General features: G+C 40.4%; 17 protein-coding genes and 3 pseudogenes. 11 read left to right on the top strand and 9 right to left on the bottom strand.

The window, feature by feature from the left end:
• Positions 1-2: 2 nt before the first annotated feature.
• Positions 3-1,061, bottom strand: coding sequence for a serine hydrolase (locus V7K48_RS02585; protein ID WP_335069319.1), 1,059 nt, complete (start codon positions 1,059-1,061; stop codon positions 3-5).
• A 544-nt stretch (positions 1,062-1,605) separates the two neighbouring features.
• Here V7K48_RS02585 and V7K48_RS02580 point away from each other — a divergent pair.
• Positions 1,606-2,514, top strand: a complete 909-nt coding sequence (locus tag V7K48_RS02580; protein WP_442949397.1) for a polysaccharide deacetylase family protein — start codon at positions 1,606-1,608, stop codon at positions 2,512-2,514.
• A gap of 145 nt (positions 2,515-2,659) precedes the next feature.
• Here V7K48_RS02580 and V7K48_RS02575 read toward each other — a convergent pair whose 3' ends face one another.
• From V7K48_RS02575 to V7K48_RS02550, 6 genes are all read right to left on the bottom strand, one after another.
• Positions 2,660-3,556, bottom strand: coding sequence for an undecaprenyl-diphosphate phosphatase (locus tag V7K48_RS02575; protein WP_335069317.1), 897 nt, complete (start codon positions 3,554-3,556; stop codon positions 2,660-2,662).
• 270 nt (positions 3,557-3,826) lie between these two features.
• The gene (locus V7K48_RS02570; RefSeq protein WP_335069315.1) at positions 3,827-5,215 is read right to left on the bottom strand and encodes an LCP family protein; all 1,389 of its coding nucleotides are present in this window, start codon (positions 5,213-5,215) and stop codon (positions 3,827-3,829) included.
• A 1,167-nt stretch (positions 5,216-6,382) separates the two neighbouring features.
• On the bottom strand, positions 6,383-6,754 hold the full coding sequence (locus V7K48_RS02565; RefSeq protein WP_335069313.1) for a bleomycin resistance protein: 372 nt from the start codon (positions 6,752-6,754) through the stop codon (positions 6,383-6,385).
• A gap of 115 nt (positions 6,755-6,869) precedes the next feature.
• Positions 6,870-7,067, bottom strand: coding sequence for a hypothetical protein (locus V7K48_RS02560; protein WP_335069311.1), 198 nt, complete (start codon positions 7,065-7,067; stop codon positions 6,870-6,872).
• Between the two features lie 23 nt (positions 7,068-7,090).
• Entirely contained in the window at positions 7,091-8,461 is a 1,371-nt protein-coding gene (locus tag V7K48_RS02555) for an S-layer homology domain-containing protein (RefSeq protein WP_335069309.1), read from the bottom strand.
• A 386-nt stretch (positions 8,462-8,847) separates the two neighbouring features.
• Positions 8,848-9,102 carry a hypothetical protein gene (locus V7K48_RS02550; protein ID WP_335069307.1) on the bottom strand — a complete coding sequence of 85 codons (255 nt, stop codon included), beginning with the start codon at positions 9,100-9,102 and terminating at the stop codon, positions 8,848-8,850.
• Positions 9,103-9,524: 422 nt separating this feature from the next.
• Here V7K48_RS02550 and V7K48_RS02545 point away from each other — a divergent pair, with 422 nt between their 5' ends.
• The 9 genes from V7K48_RS02545 (at position 9,525) to gntT (ending at position 16,582) form a co-directional block, all read left to right on the top strand.
• Positions 9,525-10,112, top strand: coding sequence for a sigma-70 family RNA polymerase sigma factor (locus V7K48_RS02545; RefSeq protein WP_335069305.1), 588 nt, complete (start codon positions 9,525-9,527; stop codon positions 10,110-10,112).
• Entirely contained in the window at positions 10,109-10,453 is a 345-nt protein-coding gene (locus tag V7K48_RS02540; protein ID WP_335069303.1) for a hypothetical protein, read from the top strand. Before V7K48_RS02545 ends, V7K48_RS02540 begins: the two co-directional genes overlap by 4 nt.
• Before the next feature lie 12 nt (positions 10,454-10,465).
• Positions 10,466-10,936: a Spy/CpxP family protein refolding chaperone gene (locus V7K48_RS02535; protein ID WP_334725034.1), complete on the top strand. Its 471-nt coding sequence runs from the start codon at positions 10,466-10,468 to the stop codon at positions 10,934-10,936.
• Between the two features lie 4 nt (positions 10,937-10,940).
• Positions 10,941-12,458: a DUF1800 domain-containing protein gene (locus tag V7K48_RS02530; RefSeq protein WP_335069301.1), complete on the top strand. Its 1,518-nt coding sequence runs from the start codon at positions 10,941-10,943 to the stop codon at positions 12,456-12,458.
• Between the two features lie 129 nt (positions 12,459-12,587).
• The gene (locus tag V7K48_RS02525; RefSeq protein ID WP_335069299.1) at positions 12,588-13,820 is read left to right on the top strand and encodes a DUF1501 domain-containing protein; all 1,233 of its coding nucleotides are present in this window, start codon (positions 12,588-12,590) and stop codon (positions 13,818-13,820) included.
• A 189-nt stretch (positions 13,821-14,009) separates the two neighbouring features.
• Entirely contained in the window at positions 14,010-14,186 is a 177-nt protein-coding gene (locus tag V7K48_RS02520) for a hypothetical protein (RefSeq protein ID WP_335069297.1), read from the top strand.
• A gap of 302 nt (positions 14,187-14,488) precedes the next feature.
• The gene (locus V7K48_RS02515; protein ID WP_335069295.1) at positions 14,489-14,761 is read left to right on the top strand and encodes a hypothetical protein; all 273 of its coding nucleotides are present in this window, start codon (positions 14,489-14,491) and stop codon (positions 14,759-14,761) included.
• Positions 14,739-14,909 (top strand): hypothetical protein, encoded by a 171-nt coding sequence (locus tag V7K48_RS02510; protein ID WP_335069293.1) that lies wholly within the window; start codon positions 14,739-14,741, stop codon positions 14,907-14,909. Before V7K48_RS02515 ends, V7K48_RS02510 begins: the two co-directional genes overlap by 23 nt.
• Before the next feature lie 344 nt (positions 14,910-15,253).
• A complete protein-coding gene (gene gntT / locus V7K48_RS02505; RefSeq protein ID WP_335069291.1) occupies positions 15,254-16,582 on the top strand; it encodes a guanitoxin biosynthesis MATE family efflux transporter GntT in 1,329 nt (442 codons plus the stop codon).
• Positions 16,583-16,654: 72 nt separating this feature from the next.
• On the opposite strand, the pseudogene tnpC reads toward gntT, so the two are convergent.
• Positions 16,655-18,148: pseudogene (gene tnpC, locus V7K48_RS02500) on the bottom strand (IS66 family transposase).
• A 156-nt stretch (positions 18,149-18,304) separates the two neighbouring features.
• A pseudogene (locus tag V7K48_RS02495) lies at positions 18,305-18,403 on the bottom strand (IS5/IS1182 family transposase); the annotation flags it as partial.
• 72 nt (positions 18,404-18,475) lie between these two features.
• Between V7K48_RS02495 and V7K48_RS02490 the strand changes: the two are divergent.
• Positions 18,476-19,373 (top strand): annotated as a pseudogene (locus tag V7K48_RS02490) (IS630 family transposase).
• Positions 19,374-19,486 lie beyond the last annotated feature (113 nt).

The following is a 19,486-nucleotide window of genomic DNA, read 5'->3' as shown; positions in this document are numbered from 1 at the left end:
AATCAATACTTCTGGGATAATTTTGGTTGATCTAGATACTGATAAACTATCCGAGAAACCTGACGTACAAACTCCCTTCCTCGCTCATCGTCATGGGGTCTAATCACAAAGATTCCTGCCAAGTAATGCTTACCATTTGGCAAATTAATAATTCCTGCATCCCCAACCAAAAATCCAATATCTCCAGTTTTATGAGCAATAGTTCCACCTTTACCCACACCAGCTGCCAGCAACTTGTTATTATGGCAATGACGCAATATATCTAAAACTTGGAATTGACTACCCTCTGAAATCAACTTATGTTGGTCAATTAAGGCTGATAACCTGACTAAATCTGCTGGACTAGTGGTATTGGTGCCTTTAAAGTCTCCTAACATATTGCGAATTACTGTGTTTTTAAGTCCCCAAGTGTAGAAACGCTGATTGAGTTTTGCTTTCCCGCCTAGACGAGCAATAATCATGTTACTAGCAGTATTATCGCTGATCGTAATCATTTTGTTAACAGTTTCCATTACACTCAGCTTGATTCCTGCCCGTTTATACTGCAAGTCACCGGAACCACTCGCTACTAAGTCACGTCGCATTACTAGCTTTTCATCAAGTTTGATTTTCCCAGCATCTACTTGTTCAAATAAAGCAATTAAAATCGGATATTTAATAGTACTAGCTGCCGGAAATACCTTTTCGCCATTAATATTCAAATAATTACCTGTTTCTATATCTAAGAAAAACATTCCCGGTTTGAGAAAACTATAATCAGCCATTAATGCTCTCACTTGAGACTTTAACTCTGGTATTTCTTTCCCTAATGGAATAATTCCACCAAATAAAGAAGAATTATTTACATTCGGAAAAATCTCTGGTTGATTGAGTTGAGGAATCAAACTTTTATGTATAATTCTTTCACTTGGAAAGTTCGCCAATAAATACTTCCAATCCGTTGTTGACTCTAAATGACTCCGATTATCATCAAATCTTGGAAATTTTATGCTAGCTGCTAAACTGGGCGATATTAAGAAGAAAGTACTAATAATAGTTAGTAAAAAACCGCGTAATTTCATGGAGTTATTTTACCGATAAATTTATTTCTTCGACAGCTTTTTGGTCAAAATTTATGCAGAACATCTATAATCTGCTAAAAGCATAGTTAAATTTGTTTACAATGTTAATATCAGTACATACTCTATTGGAAACTCAAATAGAATTACTATGTTCTTTATTTGGAAAATTAGTAGTTGACAGTTAATTGGGATTGACAATGAAAAGATTATTACATATTTAATTGAGGAAAATATTACAATATGATGACGAAAGTGTGTTGAATTTACATAATTGCATTGAAGCCCAGCTAAACCTGTTTTATCAAGTGCTGGTTTTCTGAATATGAACAAGATCAGCTGACACGAATAGGAGACTGAGCAAAACAGGGTTTTTCAACGGAGTCTTCAACAACATAAATCTTAACCAAATAAATCGAGTAGTACGTAATCGCACTCTTGGCAATACATGAATACATCGCTATACTTTCTCTGAAGGTAAGCAGATAAAAAGTCTAACTTCCGATCAGCACGGTAACTGATTATTTGACCATTAAGGGAACTTCACGTGATCAATAATAAGCCGAGTCTTTGGACTTCAGAAAAATTAGTTTGGCTGCTTATCTTCTATGGTAGTTTGAGTCTAATTTTAATCATCTTGAACAAAAAAAACTTTCTTCAAGTTCAATCAAAAAAGACCCAAAATGTAAATAATATAGCGACAAATGTAGTCACTCAACAGCGAGTTGAGGAATTCAAAACAGTGATGCTAAAAAGTTGGCAGCAAGAGGCGCAAGTAAAGGGTTTTTCTGATTCTATTCCATCAAGTTTCCAAGGTGCGATAATTGAGGCAGCAAAACTCTCCCCGCCTCAGAAAATAATTGCTCTCACCTTTGATGATGGCCCTTGGCCTGAAAGTACAGCAGAAGTCTTAGATATCCTGAAAAAAAATCAGATCAAAGGGACGTTTTTTGTGGTTGGGCAGAATGTGAAAAATTATCCCAACTTACTCAAGCAGGAGATTGCTGAAGGTCATGTCATTGGCAATCACACTTGGCATCATTGGTATCAATTCTTGAATCCACAAGCCGCCGCTTATGAAATTGACCACACTTCTGATCTGATTTTTCAAACTACAGGCTTAAAAACAAATTTATTTCGACCACCTGGAGGATTTATGCATAATGGGGTAGTTGACTACGCTAGAAATAGTAAATACGCTATTATTTTGTGGTCATCTGACTCTGTAGACTATTCCCGTCCTGCTGTACCAAAATTAATCGCTAATGTATTCAGAGAAGCAAAACCTGGTGGAATTGTCTTAATGCATGATGGTGGTGGTAATCGTTCTAAGACTGTACAAGCTTTACCACAAATTATTGCCAGCTTTCGCAAGCAGGGCTATCGCTTTGTCACTATCCCTGAACTCTTAGAAATCGAAGATAAAAACCAAAGGTTGATTGAAACTAGAAAGTAATACTTAATTTCTACTCGTAAGAAAATGCCCAGCTTTTTACAAGAGTGCCATTCGGTACAGAGTACACTATTCCAACTGAGTGTCCTTACTTCAATCCTCCCGTTTCGCTCTCTTAGTCACTCAGCACTCATGAATACTTAAAAACTCAATTGGGTAAAAAGCCAGTAACGACACTAACTACCATAAATATTCCCATCGCCAAACGATACCAAACAAATACCCAAGTACTGTATTTTTCTAAATAATGAAGTAAATTATAAATCGCAGCAAAAGCAGAAATACTAGCTGTAGTTAAACCAATAATTAAAGTTATCCAACCATTGATATCAAGTCCAGCTTTGAAAAGCGTATGGAGTTCTAACGCTCCTGCTAGAAACACGGCTGGCAAGCCCAGTAAAAATGAGAATCTAGCAGCAGTTTCTCGCTCCATTCCTAAGAATAATCCAGCGGTTAAGGTAGAACCAGAACGAGAAACTCCTGGAATTAAAGCTAATGCTTGACAAATTCCTACCCAAATCCCGTCACTTAGTGATAGTTGACTAAAAACGCGATCGCGTTTCCCAAATCTCTCTGCAATTCCTAGCAACAAAGACATCACAATTGATGATATTCCTACCACTATCAGAGCGCGGAAAGGAGAATTACAAACATTGAGACTTTTTTTTAGTAAAAGACCTGCAACAGCAATAGGAATTGTACCGATTAATAATCCAATTGCTAAACGAAAATATTGGTTGCTGTAATCTTGTTCAGAAATCGCCCTCACCGTTGCACCTGTTAATTTTTTCAAGTCTTGCCAAAAATAACTAATTACAGCCGCGATACTCGCCAACTGCATCGCTGCACTAAAAGCACTTCCCGGATCTTGCCATCCTAGTAATCCCGGAATAATTCGTAAATGTGCTGTACTACTAATGGGTAATAATTCAGTAATTCCTTGTACAATTCCTAAAAAAACTATTTTTAACCAACTCAATTCTAGAAAACCTAAATCGACATCACTTGCACAAGAGACAGTCGATAAAAATAAATCAAACATCATAGCTTTATCAATGGATATTGTACTCTGGAAGATAGAAAGTAGTAACTGTATAAAGAATTACATCTCAAAAAAACTGTTACTAATTGCTGTTTAAACAGATATTCTGCTCCGATACATCTTTTTGAAATTAAATATATTACATTGATGTTACTATGACAAACCTCTGACAAAAGTATGACTAATCTAAAAAATTAGCGTTCACAATTAATGTAGATTTGACAACTAGGCGATTTCTAATTCCAAATCTCAAATCCAAATTCTTAAACGCTATTAGATACTTTTTCTTAGTTGCAACCAATCTTTACCGATCTGGATGCTGATATCGGAGTAGAGATTGCCAGTGCTTTCCACTCGGACTTCCCCTAATTCTAAAGTGTCGCGAATTGATTGAGCGCTGTCACTATCTCCCTGTTGGGCAATAATCCGAGTTACTTCTAAAGGCTCACCCCAGCTTTTAGTAACATAAATATTACTATAGCCAGCTTCTTGCAAGATTTTGATTAGTGGACGCAAGTTAGCATGATTGCTGCCAGTGCTGTCTTGAATTGCAACTCGTAAACTAGCTGGATGATGGGCTACCTGTGGTTTTGCTGCTGAGTCCAAATCAAAATACTCAGCCATCATGGCAGGAATGCGCCTGCTGTCTGGTATCCAGTAACTAGCATCATACTCCTTCTTTTCGCTAAAACGACCAGGCACCATTAACATCTGCATATTAGAACGAGTAGTTTTCACCATAAAACCTAACAGTGCCACTAACTCTTCTACCGTTAAGTTGGAATCTATATGTTCTTTAACTATGTCAAGAATTTTAGGCAGTTGAGTAAGTGTGGCTGGGTTGAGCGTTTGATCGGTTAAGGCACTAATCACCATTTGCTGCCGTTGAATGCGACCAATATCTCCTAATTCGTCATGGCGAAAGCGCAAAAGTTGCAGCGCTTGGTCTCCGTTGAGATGTTGCTTGCCTGCTTTCAAATTGATGTATAGATGCTGAGAATCATCTCGGTATTTCATCTTCTTTGGTACATAGACTGTCACACCACCTAAGGCATCGACTAACTTGCTAACTCCCAAAACGTTAATTCTGATGTACCGATCAATTCCCACTCCACCCAAGAGATTACTGACTGCTGTACTGGTCAAAGCCGGCCCACCATAAACATTGGTAGCATTAATTTTGGTCATGCCATGCCCAGACACCTCTATGCGCGTATCTCTAGGAATGGAAAGCATAACTAATTTTTTCTTTTTTGGCTCAAATCGTAGTAGAAGCATCACATCAGATAGACCATCAAAGGAATTTAATTCGGGCTGATATCTCATGTGTAGCGTTTCAGGGGGCGGGTTTTTAATGTCTGGTGGCAGCACACTCATCCCTAAAACTAAAATGTTCACCGGGCGACTTAATCCAGAAAATTGTAGTCCACTCCCAGTAATCCCCTCTCCATCAAACACTGCTTGCTGTTGTTGATTTAACTGAGTTTTCTGCAAAGGTTTACTGGTGAAAGAAACTGCTAACAGGATTCCTGCGATCGCTGATATGATTGCTATGGCACTCATCCCTACCCCAGACCACAGCCAACGTCCAAGTGTAAGTTTTTTAGTATTTTTGTTACCCTCTTTGAAGCCTTTCACTGAATGGTTTTCTCCTGTTGGCATTCTTTTAACACTCACTCCTCACACTAGACAATTTGTGCTTGTCATTCGGATTTAAAACAAACAAGTTAATCTACAATAGCTGACTCTCAAATCATCTCTTAGCCAAAATTTTATCTGACTTTGGAGTAATACTAACCAACACTTTTAAGAAAATAACTATAAAATAACTTATACTAATGGCATTTTTGTGACTAATATATGGCACTTAGATGACGCTTAATAAAAAATACTTAATTTGCTAAAATTATAAAACTAAAAGTATTTATCACCATTGGCTACAAGCGCTATTACTAATTGAAATGAACTCAGTAAAAATGATACACCAGCTAATCCCAGTAAGCTTTGATAAAAAATCCGATTCATACAATAAATTTCCTCATTTATGAGTCTTGATTGTCAAAATTTTCTGACCATTATTTATTTGGATAAGTTTCTTTCATTTCCTAATTTTAAACAGGCTGCTCAGTAAAAATCTCTGGTCATACTTTTGTTATAAGTTTGTCATAAGTGCGTCAAGTTAATATGAAATAATTAGAAATTGTCTTTTACTGCTTATGTGAGTTGGGTTATCGCCAAGCCTGGTTAATAGGCTTGCTTCCTCAGCATTCCATGTCCTACAAGTGTGTACCTGTACCTGTGCCGTGAAACAATTCTCTGCTTTGGCTACTCCTACGAAAAGCCAAGCTTTTGAATGTCCCCCCCACAAGGTATATACTGTAGCTTCTCTTAGTAGGCGCAAAATTTTCAATAGAATTACGGAATTGAGATGACATCGCTTGAAGTCATAATTGTCATCATATAAACTGACTGCATTCACTGAACTTCAAGATTTACCAACTCCAAACAAAAAATCTTGAAAATGACCAAATAATTAAAGCTACAAAGGAGATAAATCAATATGAGTGAGAATGATAGCCCACAACCAGATCCAAAACCCACAGGAGATAGACCACAACCTCCTAAGACAATAGGAAAACCAGTTATAACTGAATTCATTAACTCCGAAAAGATATATGTAAATACCGGTAAAAAGGTCTGAAAACCCAAATTCAGTCAAGGTTTGATCATTTGTTACCATCGGGTGAAAAAAGCTCTGTTCGGTAACGAGAAATCAAGCCTTTTGAAAGCATCTTGCAGGTTTATTACAGCTATCTCGGTGCAATGCCATTATACCTCGGTAAATTTAGCGATTTCTAGACGGTTACCCGCTGGGTCGAATATATAAAAACGCTCACATCCCTTCAGTGGTTGCTTATCAGGGACAATTTCGATCTGGTATGCCAAAAGATATTCCTTGAACTGATTTAAATTGGTTACAACAAAACAAACGTGCTGCTTTGAGCTTGTTCTCTTAACCTGCTCTCTACTAATATGTAATTGCATGTTATCCAAGACATACCATTTTCCCCTGTTTGCCCTAAGTGAGAGCGGCTTTTCAATTTCTGGGAGGAGCAGAATTTTTGTATAAAATTCTACTATTTTTTCTTCAACTTCTACAGGATAGGTTAGTTGTATATGATCAACCTTGGTCAGCCACATTTTTAATTCCTCATACTTTTAATTCAATTGTGTAGATAAGGCGGGCATTGGGCTGTGTGTTTGCTCATCTGACTGCTTGCCGATCACGCTCAAATATCCCTTTCCGATTAAGCTTTTATTCGTTCTTTCCCGCCACAAAAGCGATCGCGTAGTGTACCGGAGGCATATCTCTGTAGTTTACTGCCAACTCTGCCAGACGCACTGTTAGGTAGGCATAGCCAACGCCTAGACTCACTGTTGAAGGGAGCAACTGTGCAGCTAGCGAGGCTTTTTTACAAGTGCGATCGCGCTGGTAAAAGCAAGCCGGGAGCATTTTGGCGTTAGCGTACCCTGAGTTTATCTGCTGAGGTCGCTATTTAACGTTAAGGTTAAGTCGGTATTGGGATTAATCACCACCACTTGATTCGTGGAACTGTGATCAAAAATGCCCCCAATTGTTGCACCAGCTGCCCCACCAGTGATGACTTTTCCCGCAGAAATAGAGCGATTCCCAGTGAGTCCAGAAATTCCAGCCGCTGCCCCTGCCCCAATTGCTGTATCTCTTAAAGTTGAGAGAACGTTGCGATTCTGATTTGCTCCTACCGCTGTACCAACAGCGGTACCAGTCAATACCTTACCAAGGGTAATATGTTTATTACCCGTTATCCCAGAAATTCCAGCTGCTGCAGCCGAGCCGACTGCCGCATCTGAAAGAATCGCTGTAAAGTTAGGACTACGCACATCTTGTGTAGTTGTAATTGAATGCGAAGAGGCGTTAATCCCAAGCTGCTGACCATTAATAATCAACTGACTAGCTACAAATTGGGAGCCACCAGTTACGGGCTGCAATTGCCCGAGAATTTGACTGCCAGCAGGAATTACCACGCTTCCTTGATTATTAGTGATATCAGTTGCAACCGTTAATGTTAAGGGTGAAGTTTCCTTGGGACTAACAACAATTCGTTTTGCATCAAGATACTTAACTGGAATAGAAGTTCCAGATGGCAGCTGTCCTGTTATTGAGGAACTACCTAAACCTGCAATATACTGTCTAGGAATACTAGAAGCTTGTCCAGAGCTAGCTAAACCTTGACACAAAAAAGCTGACACTTCAGCCCGACTAGCTAATTGATTAGGATGGAGATACTTCACATCTGGATAATCCACAACCAGATGTTTTTCAGTTGCTGCTGCTATTCCACTGTCGGCATAACTAGGAATTGTATTTGCATCAGTAAAATTAGCATTCAATGTCGTAGTCGCAGACTGAGTTGGAGAATAATTTAAGCCGCTAGCTAAAGCAACTATTACTTGAGCGCGAGGAATATTTTGACTAGGATTGAAAACCTGACCGGGGTAGCCTGACAAAAATCCTGCTTGAGAAGCTGTTTCAATCGCAGTATATGCCCAGTAATTTGCAGGCACATCGACAAATTGAACTGGATTATGAGTCCTTTGTGCATTAGAAAAAGCCTTACTAATCATTGCTGCAAACTCAGCTCGAGTTACAGAGGCATTGGGTCGAAAAGTCCCGTCCGGGTATCCACTGATAATACCTTGGCTTGCTAGTTGGGTAATACATGATTGAGACCAGTTGCTTTGAACATCAGTAAACTTGGATTGAGCTAGTACTGGTGCTGCTATCACTAAAGGTGCAATTGCACTAATCATCATTTCAAACCCAAGCAGTAAACCAGATACCGACTGGCATTTACGGATTTTACTCATTGAATTATTCACCTCCATTAATAGTTATTTCCTGGTTGAACTAGCTGCGAGTTTAGATAAACCCTCTTGTTAGAATGGCACGCTTGATAAACGCAAACGTTTCAAGTAACTGGCTTTTGGGTATGGGGGTTGTATGGTAGTAGGGAAAAACTTAATCTGGGTTGACTCGCTTTGATCTCGCTCGATTTCACGCGATAGTTCTTTCACTTACACCCCTATTTCCTTATCCCCTTACACCCAGCCATAACAAAAATTTCAGCTTTACAAGCGTGCCATTTCCTATTGAAGGTTTTTCCTGTGATCTCACAAAACAAGGGAAGGTACTGGCGGACTTCTACTTTTTATCGATCTAGTGTATTAAGTGCTAATCCCTTAACGAAACTGATTTAGTATCGATAGTCATACTCATGTCTAGAGCGCCATTCACGTTTTTCATATTCTCTACGTCGCCATTCACGGTGCTCACGTTCTTCACGCTCTCTGCGTAGCCATTCCTGCCTGGCTTGTTCTCGTTCGCGCCACTCATGTCGGTGATCGTTTCCCAAAATTATTTCTACTTGAGCAGATGCACGCTCTGCTAAAACACTCGAAGTTAGCAAAACGCCTAACAAACAAGATGAGAGAATTCTTTTCATGTTCATAAAGACATACCTTTTATGGAACCAGAAATCTATAGTTTTAGACTTCTTTCTTTTACAAAAGGTTCAATTAGGGCAGACGGCTTTCAAAAAATACCAGCCGTGTTCTTAATTGCTCGTTGTGTGGCGTGGTTCTGGATTTACTTAATATATAGTCATAATTTACACAGGTTGCTCAATTGTTGAATGCATTTTGAAGGCAAAATGTATACAGCTAGAGTAGGCACAACCTGCATAATGCCAGATATTGTTAATGCAGTACAAGACATTAGAAAATGAATTGCTACGTATTCAGAACCGTAGTTACTTTGAAAAGGTGTTGCCTATGTCCCAACTTCTAACCCATTTGAACCTTTTTCCCATTCATCCGGTCTAATGAATACAAGCAACGAAACGGATAGAGGAGAACGCCTCAGGTGTTAGTTGTGCCAGCCAAGGTTAATAAAGCAAATCAATTGATTGGTGAATCAGAAAGCGAATCTGATAGTTATCTAGTACAGCAGTGCCTGCGGGGTGATACCCAAAGCTACGGTCAGCTTTACCGTCGCCATGAGCAAAGAGTGAGGTCAATCCTCTACAAACTCTGTACTCCTGCCTGCCTGGATGATGTGGTGCAGGAAGTGTTTCTGCAAGCCTGGAAAGGATTGCCCAAGTTTCGCCAAACAGCAAAATTTTCCACCTGGCTGTACCGAATCGCTTGGAACCTGGCTTATGACCAGCGACAGGCAGATGTTAAAAGGCGAACTCAATTACAGATTCTAAGTGAAAAAACTCCTACCCAACAGTCAGCCCCAGAGTTAATGAATCTGCATTATCAAGACCTTGTGCAACGGGGACTGGCAAACATAAGTTTTGACCATCGCACGATATTGGTTTTGCATGATTTGGAAGAAGTACCTCAAAAAGAGGTAGCACAAATCCTAGATATTCCTCTGGGAACAGTTAAGTCACGCCTATTCCATGCTCGTGCTGCCATGCGTCAATTTCTCCAAAACCAAGGAGTACAGCTATGACTCAGCTCCCCAATGATGATTCTGACCTAATTAATTTTCTCTGTCAACATTGTCCAGAAGTTCCACCAGCCTCGCCTGATTTGGAACACCAAATCTTACAACAGCTGAAAACTTCGCCTCAAGCACCCTTACGCCACTATTCAAGCCTGAGATTAATTCTGCCTGTTGCTGCTGGATTAGTAGCTGCTATAGTTGGCTACCGTGCCTTTATCCCGACTCAACCGAGTCCGGCTGAACTTGCCACATTGGAAACTTTTATTGAAAGCAATTGGCAAGGTACAGTCAGTAACGAACATCTGGAAAGTGATGTATGGCATTTTACAGATTCAGATACTGAATAGGAGAGCGCTTTGATGTTTTGTAGTCGTGTTTCTATTTTGGCGGTGGCGATGATTGTCCTTGGTAGCACTATTGCTATGGCAAAACCAACTTTACTTTCACACCAAGTGATTGCCCAAAGCCCCACAAGTGTACCTCATCCAAATCGTGGTCAATCCGGGGGATGGCTCAAGGATTTGAATTTGACATCCCAGCAACTGCAACAGATTAAAGAAATTCGTAATCAATCCAAACAGCAGATAGCCCAAAAATCACAGGAAATACGTCTTGGGCAACAGGAATTACATGACCTGATTGCAGGGACAGCTACTAAAGAGCAAGTGCGTGGTAAATATAACCAAATCAAGCTTGTAAAGCAGCAGCTTGCTGATACCCAGTTTGAGAATACGCTTGCGATTCGGGAAATTTTGAACCCAGAGCAACGGCAAAAATTTGCCGAACAGATGTATAAGAAAAATCCTCCATCTCCAGCACAGCACAATTAACTCTATGATTGTGAAGCCGAAATATTGGGTATTGTTGCTGTTGATCTTACTGGGAGGAATTTACCCCAGTAATGCAGCTTCCACACCTGTTGACCCAAAAGTATTACATATAATTAATCGTCTCAGCTTTGGCCCTGCTCCGGGAGATGTGCAAAGAGTGGAATCTATGGGTGTAGAAAAGTATATTCAAGAGCAACTCTCACCCGACTCCATTCCCGAACCGCAAAGTCTTTCCAGCCAACTAAACCAGTTAGATACTCTCCACTTGAATCCAGTGGAACTATCAGAACATGGCACAACTCATCTCCCAGGACAAAAACCCAGCCTTAAAGAAAGAAAAGCTGCCAATAAGTGGGCTAAACAGGTGCTAGATCAGGCAGTCCAAGCACGGTTATTAGAGGCAACTAGCAGTAAGCGACAACTCCAGGAAGTAATGGTGGACTTTTGGTATAACCATTTTAATGTAGATGCTGCTAAAGGACGCGTTAGCCTCTGGGTAGGAGCTTATGAACAACAGGCGATTCGACCTTACGCTTTGGGTCGCTTTCGCGATCTGTTGGGGGCAACAGCTCATCATCCAGCCATGCAGTATTATCTAGACAACTTCCAAAATCGGGCTGACAGCCACCCCGATGCTCAGGGGAATGTCCGAGGTTTGAATGAGAACTATGCCCGTGAACTGATGGAGCTACACACTCTCGGCGTGGATGGAGGTTATGCTCAGCAAGATGTGATTGCTCTAGCGCGGATTTTAAGTGGTTGGGGTTTCAGTCGTCCCGGTCAGCAGACAGATAATAATTTTGGGTTTTACTTCAACCCGAAGCGTCATGATTTTAGCGACAAAGTTTTCCTGGGACAAACAATTAAAAGCGGTGGTGAAGCCCAAGGGGAGGAAGCTTTGGATATTTTGGCTCGAAGTCCGGCAACTGCACGTCACATCAGCTATCAAATAGCTGAATATTTTGTCAGCGATCACCCCCCCACTTCTCTGGTAAACAATCTCACACAACGTTATCTTGCCACTGATGGCAATATTCGTGAGGTTCTCAACACCCTATTCCACAGCCGGGAATTCTGGGATACAAAAAACCTTAATGCCAAGTTTAAAACACCACTTCAATACGCGATCTCCGCGGTGCGGGCTACAGGTATGGAAGTGAATAACACAAGACCCATCTCCAACCTGCTGCAACAGTTAGCAATGCCTCTATACCGTTGTCAAACTCCAGATGGTTACAAAAATACAGCAGATGTGTGGTTAAATCCCGACGCGATGAACCGCCGCCTCAGCTTTGCGACTGCGATCGCCAATGGAAATTTACCCTTATCAAGTATCCCAACAAATATGGAACAGGGCGACAGGACACTACAAAAATCCCCCAGTATTCCTATAGATGCTTCGCAACTAACCAATACATTGGGCAATTCTTTTTCAGTGAAAACGCAAAAGGCAATCGCCTCTAGTTCCCCTCAAATCCGCAGTGTTTTAATTTTAGGCAGTCCAGAATTTATGCGGCGTTAGCTACAGACTTCCAAAAAAAATTCTCTATTGCCCGGCTCATAGCCAAATGCGAGCAAGATGCCCTCTTAGGACAGAGATAACTTGTATTTTACCAAATTGAAAACGATCGTAATTTAATACTTTTTAAAGATGAAAAGACGTAATTTTCTCATCCAAAGTGGAATTTTTTCAGCTACCGCCATCACAGCCATAGGTAGCAATGTTATTGTAGCTAGATCCGCGAACCCAAACAGCGACCAGAAGCGCTTAATTGTAATCTTTCTTCGGGGGGCGGTAGACGGTTTAAACGTTGTAGTTCCTTACTCAGAAACAGCTTACTATCAAGCCCGACCACAAATTGCGATTCCCCAACCAGGGAAGGAAGGGGGAGTAATAGATTTAGATGGGCGCTTTGGCTTGCATCCAGCATTAGCTCCTCTGATGCCCGAATGGCAGGAGAATAGTCTGGCATTTGTTCATGCTTGTGGTTCCCCCGATCCAACTCGTTCTCACTTTGATGCTCAACAGTATATGGAAAACGCTACCCCTGGTGACAAACATACTCAGGATGGTTGGATGAATCGTTTACTAGGGGTAATTTCTCAAAAAACACCCATCCAAGCAGTCAGTGTTGGAGAAACAACACCCGGGATTTTTTCTGGTCGGATGCCTGTAGCTAACATCGCATCAGGGAGAAATGCTAGCAGAGCTTTGCCAATAGATCGGACTCAATTAGCAGCAGCATTTGACCAACTTTATGGCGGTAATGATCCCCTAAGTCAGACCTATCGCCAAGGACGGATGGTGCATGAAGCGATCGTGAAGGATCTGGATAGTGAAATGCATTTGGCGAATAATGGTGCGCCTTTACCTGATGGCTTCGCTGGCGATGCCCAACGATTGGCACAACTAATGCTCAAAGATTCTAGAATTGAGCTAGGATTTATGGCTTTGGGAGGTTGGGATACTCATGTCAATCAAGGTAACACTCAAGGACAGTTAGCTCGGAACTTAAAAAAATTGGGGTCAGGTTTAGCAGCTTTGATTAAAGGTTTGGAGAACGTTTACCAGAATACGACAATTGTTGTGATGTCCGAGTTTGGTCGTACAGTTAAGCAAAATGATAACGGTGGTACTGACCACGGTCATGGGAATGTTATGTGGGTCTTGGGCGGTAAAATTCGCGGTGGTAAAGTTTACGGTGAATGGCCTGGTCTGTCTACAGCCCAACTTTATCAAGGTAGGGACTTAGCAATTACTACTGATTTTCGGGATGTTATCTCTGCGGTATTGTCAGATCATCTGCATCTCAATGAAGCAAAATTGAATCAAGTGCTGCTAAATTATACTTCTACGATCAAAGTAGCATTAATTGTCAAGTAAGCAATTATTCGCTAAGACAAGAATTTACCCAGGGCAAACGCATCTTTTTAACGTACTCTGCCAACGATTCTTGGGGTTGAGGGGTGTTATCCATGCTTTTAGTATGTATTAAAATATATGCTTAGTTATCTTAGCTAAATATGTTTTTTGAATATCATACGCTGCTTTTAGTCCGAAAATAGGTAAAATATGACAACTACATTAGCACAACTTGCTACAGCATTCCTCTCACGAGATGGATTAGCTCCCAGTACACTAAAATCTTACGAACAAACGTTACTATCTTTGCTCAAAGAGCATGGCAGAACTACTTATAGAGTTAGTAGACCGTCAACTGCTGAAAGATTATCTCCAAAGTTTAGATGATTTAAACTACACAACGCATAATCGCCATCAAGCGATAATCAGCGCTTTATTTAATTTTGCTGTAGATTGCGGCCACATTTAATCAAACCCAGCAAGCCGTTTAAGTCGGAGGAAGCCAGAACGACAACGAGGAGAACACAAGACAGACGAGGTAATACGCTATCTCACGCCATTACAGCTAAATATTTTGTATGACTTAGTAAAAAAATCTAACGCCAGACTGGAGACGATAGTCCGCTTGCTGCATCGTAGTGGAGCCAGGATTGGAGAATTACTTTCACGCTTAGTTAGCACACATAAATATGCAGCAACGCAAGTTCCAGGTAGTAGGTAAAGGCAATAAACAACGCTGGTGTTTTTGTAGTGAAGATGCAGAAATTGCTTTACAAGACTATATAATATATTATCGTCACTCCGCATCCAGAGCATTATTTACCGCCCAGCACCCAATGACCAAAGTTATAACGCCAGTAAGTTATGAAGCAGTGAGTGCAGACTGGAGAAAAGTAATTAACCAAAGCCATGAACTCAAAGGCATTCGGCTGCATGATCTTGCGGCATACATTTGCGACTGAACGGGTAGGATTGATGGCAATTGAGGAGCTACGAGCGCTGATGGGGCATGAAAATATTCAAACTACCTTACGCTACCAAAAAATCACATCTTCACGAGCAGAATCAGTAGCTAAGTCAGCTTTAAATAACTTAGTCAATAATATATAACTTGTTTTTCATTATGTGTAGCGACTACTTGCTAAAGTATTGCTTTGTTAAGTTATAACAGAGTATTGGTTATACTCCTTATCAACAGGGTAAAGGATGATCAAACAAGAATCATAAAGTCTGCATTTTTACAAAAATATTCACAAAACTTTGCATTTATCCCCCGTTCCTGTTGGTGAATTCAAAATTAAATCAGGCGATCGCTCTTAACCATCGGGTATATACTGGGCTTTGAGACAAGCTCACGACTGATGAGATACTTAGACTTGTTACAATACTGTTCGGTTAAGCTGAAAAAATAACTCCAATGTAGGTCATTGTTTTGGTCAAGGGATTTACTAATTTTGTCTATCTTTGCTCAACGTTCAGTATTCATCCGCGATTTTCTAAAACTTGCATCTGTAAATGTCCTTTCAAATCTAATGGTTCCGTTGGCAGGACTAATAGATGTAATGTTTTTAGGGCATTTAACGGAGATTCGTCATTTAGCAGGTGTGGCACTAGCAACAATTTTATTTAATTATATTTATTGGACATTCGGTTTCTTACGCATGGGTACAACTGGAATGGTTGCACAGGCTATAGGGCGTAAAGATAAGCAATCGGCAGTATTGATTGGTTTACAGCATGGAATTTTAGCACTGATATTAGGACTCACCATCCTGATATTTCAACAACCTTTACAAATATTAGGGTTTGCAATTTTAAGTGCGACACCAGAAGTTAAAAGTTCTGGAGTTGATTTCTATAATGCTTTAGTATGGGGTGCCCCAGCAACATTGATTAACTTTGTCTTAATTGGTTGGTTTCTTGGACTTGCACAAAGTAGTAAAGTGTTGTTGCTTTCAGCTATTAGCAATTGTGCAAATGTACTACTTGATTATCTATTTATTGTTCAGTGGGGATGGTCAAGTAGAGGAGCTGGGTTAGCGACAGCCACTAGTCAGTATCTGATGCTAATGGTAGGTACTTTGCTATATTGTCAAACAATTTCATTTAAACAAATACAAGCTTTAATTGGGGAAGTATTTGACCTGTCTGCCTTAAAATCAGCTTTCATGCTGAATGGAGAAATTATTATTCGGACTTTCGCTTTAATTTCGACAATGGCGATGTTTAGCAACCTCAGTTCTATGTTAGGAACTGAAATTTTGGCGGCAAATACCCTGCTGATGCAAGTGGTGAGCTTGGCAGCATATTTCATTGATGGCTTGGCATTTGCGACTGAGAGCTTGGCTGGAATTTTTCAAGGTAGTGGAAATATTACTTCTTTAAAACAACTGTTGCAAACTTCTGTAGTCAGTAGCTTGGTTATAGGATTAATGTTTGCTATTGCATTTATTTTTGCCCCAGAATCATTGTTAAGATTGCTGACTAATCATACTGAAATTATCAATAATTTACGCTCTTATATTCCTTGGTTGTTACCAGTTTTAGGTTTTGGCTCAGTCGCTTATGCGCTAGACGGTTATTTTATCGGGTTGACTCAAGGTCATACACTTCGTCAAGCTATGCTGAAAGCCACTGTAATCGGTTTTATTCCATCAGCAATTATATCAAGGTATTTCTATAGTAATCATTTACTATGGCTATCAATGTCTTTATTTATGGCAGCAAGAACAATAACTTTGGCATTGTGTGTACCAAAATCATTTTCTAAAAGACAGAGATGAATACAGAATAAATCTATCTTTACGAAGTTAAAGGTGGGGACTGAAATCAACTTTCTTGGTAAGGATTCAGGTCTAATATTTAGGAAGCAGAGACGGAAGAGACTGATAACTAATAGAATCAGCCAGTAGAGCTTGTACAAAAAAATCGATGACAGACCTACCTTGACGGCGACAAGTCTGCACCACCGTCAACAAATGAGCAGTATGTTGAAACCGCTCCATCGAACGGGAACCACCACTAACCTTACGTTTTGTCACAGCCAAGCGAAGCGTTCGCGAAGCGTGTCTGAAGGACTCTCGTTCAGCTTGATTGTTATTAGGAGGAACTTCAGGATGGTCAAGGAAATACCACCATTGATTTGCTTTATCGCGCAAAGAACGTAAAAGCTGACCGGCTTTTGCTCCGGCTAAGTTAATCCAGCCATCGAGTGTTTGTTGTAATTTAGATTTGAATGGATTGACTCAATCGTTGTAACTGCTGGAGTCAAGAGTCTCAAACCAGTGAGCATAATTCCTAAAGGCTTCATCAATTAAATCAACAAATGCTTTGCCAATAGCTTGGTTGTAAAGACCTGGAATTAAGATTAATTTTTTGAAGTTACGACGTAGATGAGCTAAACATTTTTGTTGGGCAAAAACTGGGTAGCCATTGTAAACACTAAAATCATCACTGCTAAGTACACCTGTATATTTAGCTTTTAAAATAGTTGATAATTCGGCTCTAGAACGAGTATCAGCTGCTGTGAATAAGCAGAAATGAGAATTAGCAACTACCCACAACCATTCTTTTATTCCTTTGACAGACCAAGGTGTTTCATCCACATGAACATTCGGTTGTGTCTGTTTTACCCAACTACTTAACTCACTAACGCTCGGTTCAATTGCTTGTTGTATTCGTTCGTTGGTTGTTACTAAAGTTCCTAGCCCAATATCAATTTGTCCCAGTTCCCATAGCATTTCTTGCTGTTTTTCATAGGGCATATGTGCATAATTATTTACCCATCCTAAAAATGCTTGTAAAGAGATTCCTAAATCTTGCCCTGGAACCATATCTGGCGACCAGAAGGCTGTTTGTATATTTCCACAACATTCACACACGCACGTATGGCGTTGATACTCCACTATTTCAATGGGACATTCCACTAATTGCGCTACAGACTGTTTTTCTACTTTTACTGCCACGGTCGCAAATGCTTTTTGACCGCAGTAAACACAATCCTCTGGACGTAAGATTTCACAACGATCTACTCTGCCAAACCCCTTACGGGTTCTTCCAGTATGTCCTGGCTGCCCACCTGGTTTTCTTTTTGGATGATTCGATTCTTCTTGAGGTGGTGCTTTTTTGTTTTCGCTCTTAAAGAGAATGTCCCCAGATGGCGGTTTTGACGAATTTTTACTGTCTAAATCTCTACTGACTTTTAAACACTTTATTTCTTGCTGTAGTTCTACAATTATTTTCTGTAATTCATGTAGCGCCTTGCTCTGCTCAATGATTATCTTTACCAGTTCTTGTTTCGATAACTGAGAACTCTTGCATAAATATTTTGTGGTATAATCAAGGGTTATTGTAATTCCAGCTTTGGGCAATTCAAATAGTAAGACTCTATAAATTTTTTCGAGCAAGTATTATCAGGCGATCGCTAACTAAAAAATGGCAGTAAACGTTGTTTCAGCTATTGATTAATAACTGAAATTATTTAATAAATTTGATTTATTATCGATTTATATGGCTATTTCGTGATTATAAATTCCTGCAATTAAATTCGACCTTAAGCCAAAACGTCGGTGACGATTTCGATATCTATCAGACAAAATTTTAAATATAGCAACCGATAAGGCGGTTAGGACGTAGATTAAAGATGTTATCGTGACCTGCTATCGTCTGATCTACTTATGCATAAACCATACAGTTATGACTTCCGTCAGAAAGTACTTCAAGCGATCGAGTTAGATGGACTCAAGACTAGCGTTGCCAGTGAACTGTTCAACATCAGCCGCAACACGATCAACTTATGGTTGCAGCGCAAAGCTGAAACTGGAGATGTTCTGCCGTTGCCCAACCACCCGCCTGGAAACAACCACTTGCATCACAGACTAGGATGAATTTCGGGCTTTTGCTAAATCTCATAGTGATAAAACCCAGGTAGAGATGGCTCAACTGTGGGAGGGCGACATCAGCCATGCCTGCGGCGAGCTTTGCTAACGCACAATCTCACGAGGGTTGAAGAAAATTGGGTTCACGCGAAAAAAAAGACCTACGGCTACCAAGAACGAGATGAGGTGAAACGGCAGATATTCCGAGAGCAATTGGCAACCTATGAGGAAGAAGTGATTGTTTATGTGGATGAAGCGGGCATGGACAATCGGGAAGACTACGCTTATGGCTGGAATGAAAGAGGACAACGGTTTCATGCCTTGAAGTCAGGACGACGCCAGGGGCGAGTAAATATGATTGCGGCTGATTGTATTGGACAACTGATGGCTCCCTTTACTGTTGTTGGCTCCTGCAATCGGACTGTTTTTGAGATTTGGTTAGAAGCAGAGCTTAATTCCTCTACTGAAACCGGGGCAGGTAGTGGTCATGGATAATGCCACGTTTCATAAAGGGGGTCGCATTGAGCAACTAATTCAGGAAGCCGCCTGTGAGTTGTTATACCTACCTGCTTATTCACCGGACCTCAATAGGATTGAGCGATGTTGGTCTTGGCTCAAAAGTCGGATTCGTAAGCAACTTGACCAGTTTGAGTGTCTACGCGATGCGATGGAGTATGTCCTACGTCTAGCGTCCTAACTGCCTTGGCGCTTGCTATAACCCTCTTCTGTCACTTTCCGGGTATTCTGAATAAAAGAATGAACAGAAAAAACCCTGAAAGGTAAGTAGGGCAATGGATGTAGAGTTACAAA

It is taken from the genome of Nostoc sp. (genome assembly GCF_036919615.1).
GTDB lineage: Bacteria > Cyanobacteriota > Cyanobacteriia > Cyanobacteriales > Nostocaceae > Nostoc.
Note: the sequence above shows the minus strand (reverse complement) of the source record. Positions and strands in the feature narration are given on the sequence as shown.

Coding starts and splice junctions, on each gene's coding strand:
- V7K48_RS02550 (WP_335069307.1), bottom strand. CDS start 9,102: ATGAACATGAAAAGAATTCTCTCATCTTGTTTGTTAGGCGTTTTGCTA.
- V7K48_RS02570 (WP_335069315.1), bottom strand. CDS start 5,215: ATGCCAACAGGAGAAAACCATTCAGTGAAAGGCTTCAAAGAGGGTAAC.
- V7K48_RS02560 (WP_335069311.1), bottom strand. CDS start 7,067: ATGCTCCCGGCTTGCTTTTACCAGCGCGATCGCACTTGTAAAAAAGCC.
- V7K48_RS02525 (WP_335069299.1), top strand. CDS start 12,588: ATGAAAAGACGTAATTTTCTCATCCAAAGTGGAATTTTTTCAGCTACC.
- V7K48_RS02585 (WP_335069319.1), bottom strand. CDS start 1,061: ATGAAATTACGCGGTTTTTTACTAACTATTATTAGTACTTTCTTCTTA.
- V7K48_RS02520 (WP_335069297.1), top strand. CDS start 14,010: ATGACAACTACATTAGCACAACTTGCTACAGCATTCCTCTCACGAGAT.
- V7K48_RS02575 (WP_335069317.1), bottom strand. CDS start 3,556: ATGATGTTTGATTTATTTTTATCGACTGTCTCTTGTGCAAGTGATGTC.
- V7K48_RS02565 (WP_335069313.1), bottom strand. CDS start 6,754: ATGTGGCTGACCAAGGTTGATCATATACAACTAACCTATCCTGTAGAA.
- V7K48_RS02530 (WP_335069301.1), top strand. CDS start 10,941: ATGATTGTGAAGCCGAAATATTGGGTATTGTTGCTGTTGATCTTACTG.
- V7K48_RS02535 (WP_334725034.1), top strand. CDS start 10,466: ATGTTTTGTAGTCGTGTTTCTATTTTGGCGGTGGCGATGATTGTCCTT.
- V7K48_RS02515 (WP_335069295.1), top strand. CDS start 14,489: ATGCAGCAACGCAAGTTCCAGGTAGTAGGTAAAGGCAATAAACAACGC.
- V7K48_RS02555 (WP_335069309.1), bottom strand. CDS start 8,461: ATGAGTAAAATCCGTAAATGCCAGTCGGTATCTGGTTTACTGCTTGGG.
- V7K48_RS02540 (WP_335069303.1), top strand. CDS start 10,109: ATGACTCAGCTCCCCAATGATGATTCTGACCTAATTAATTTTCTCTGT.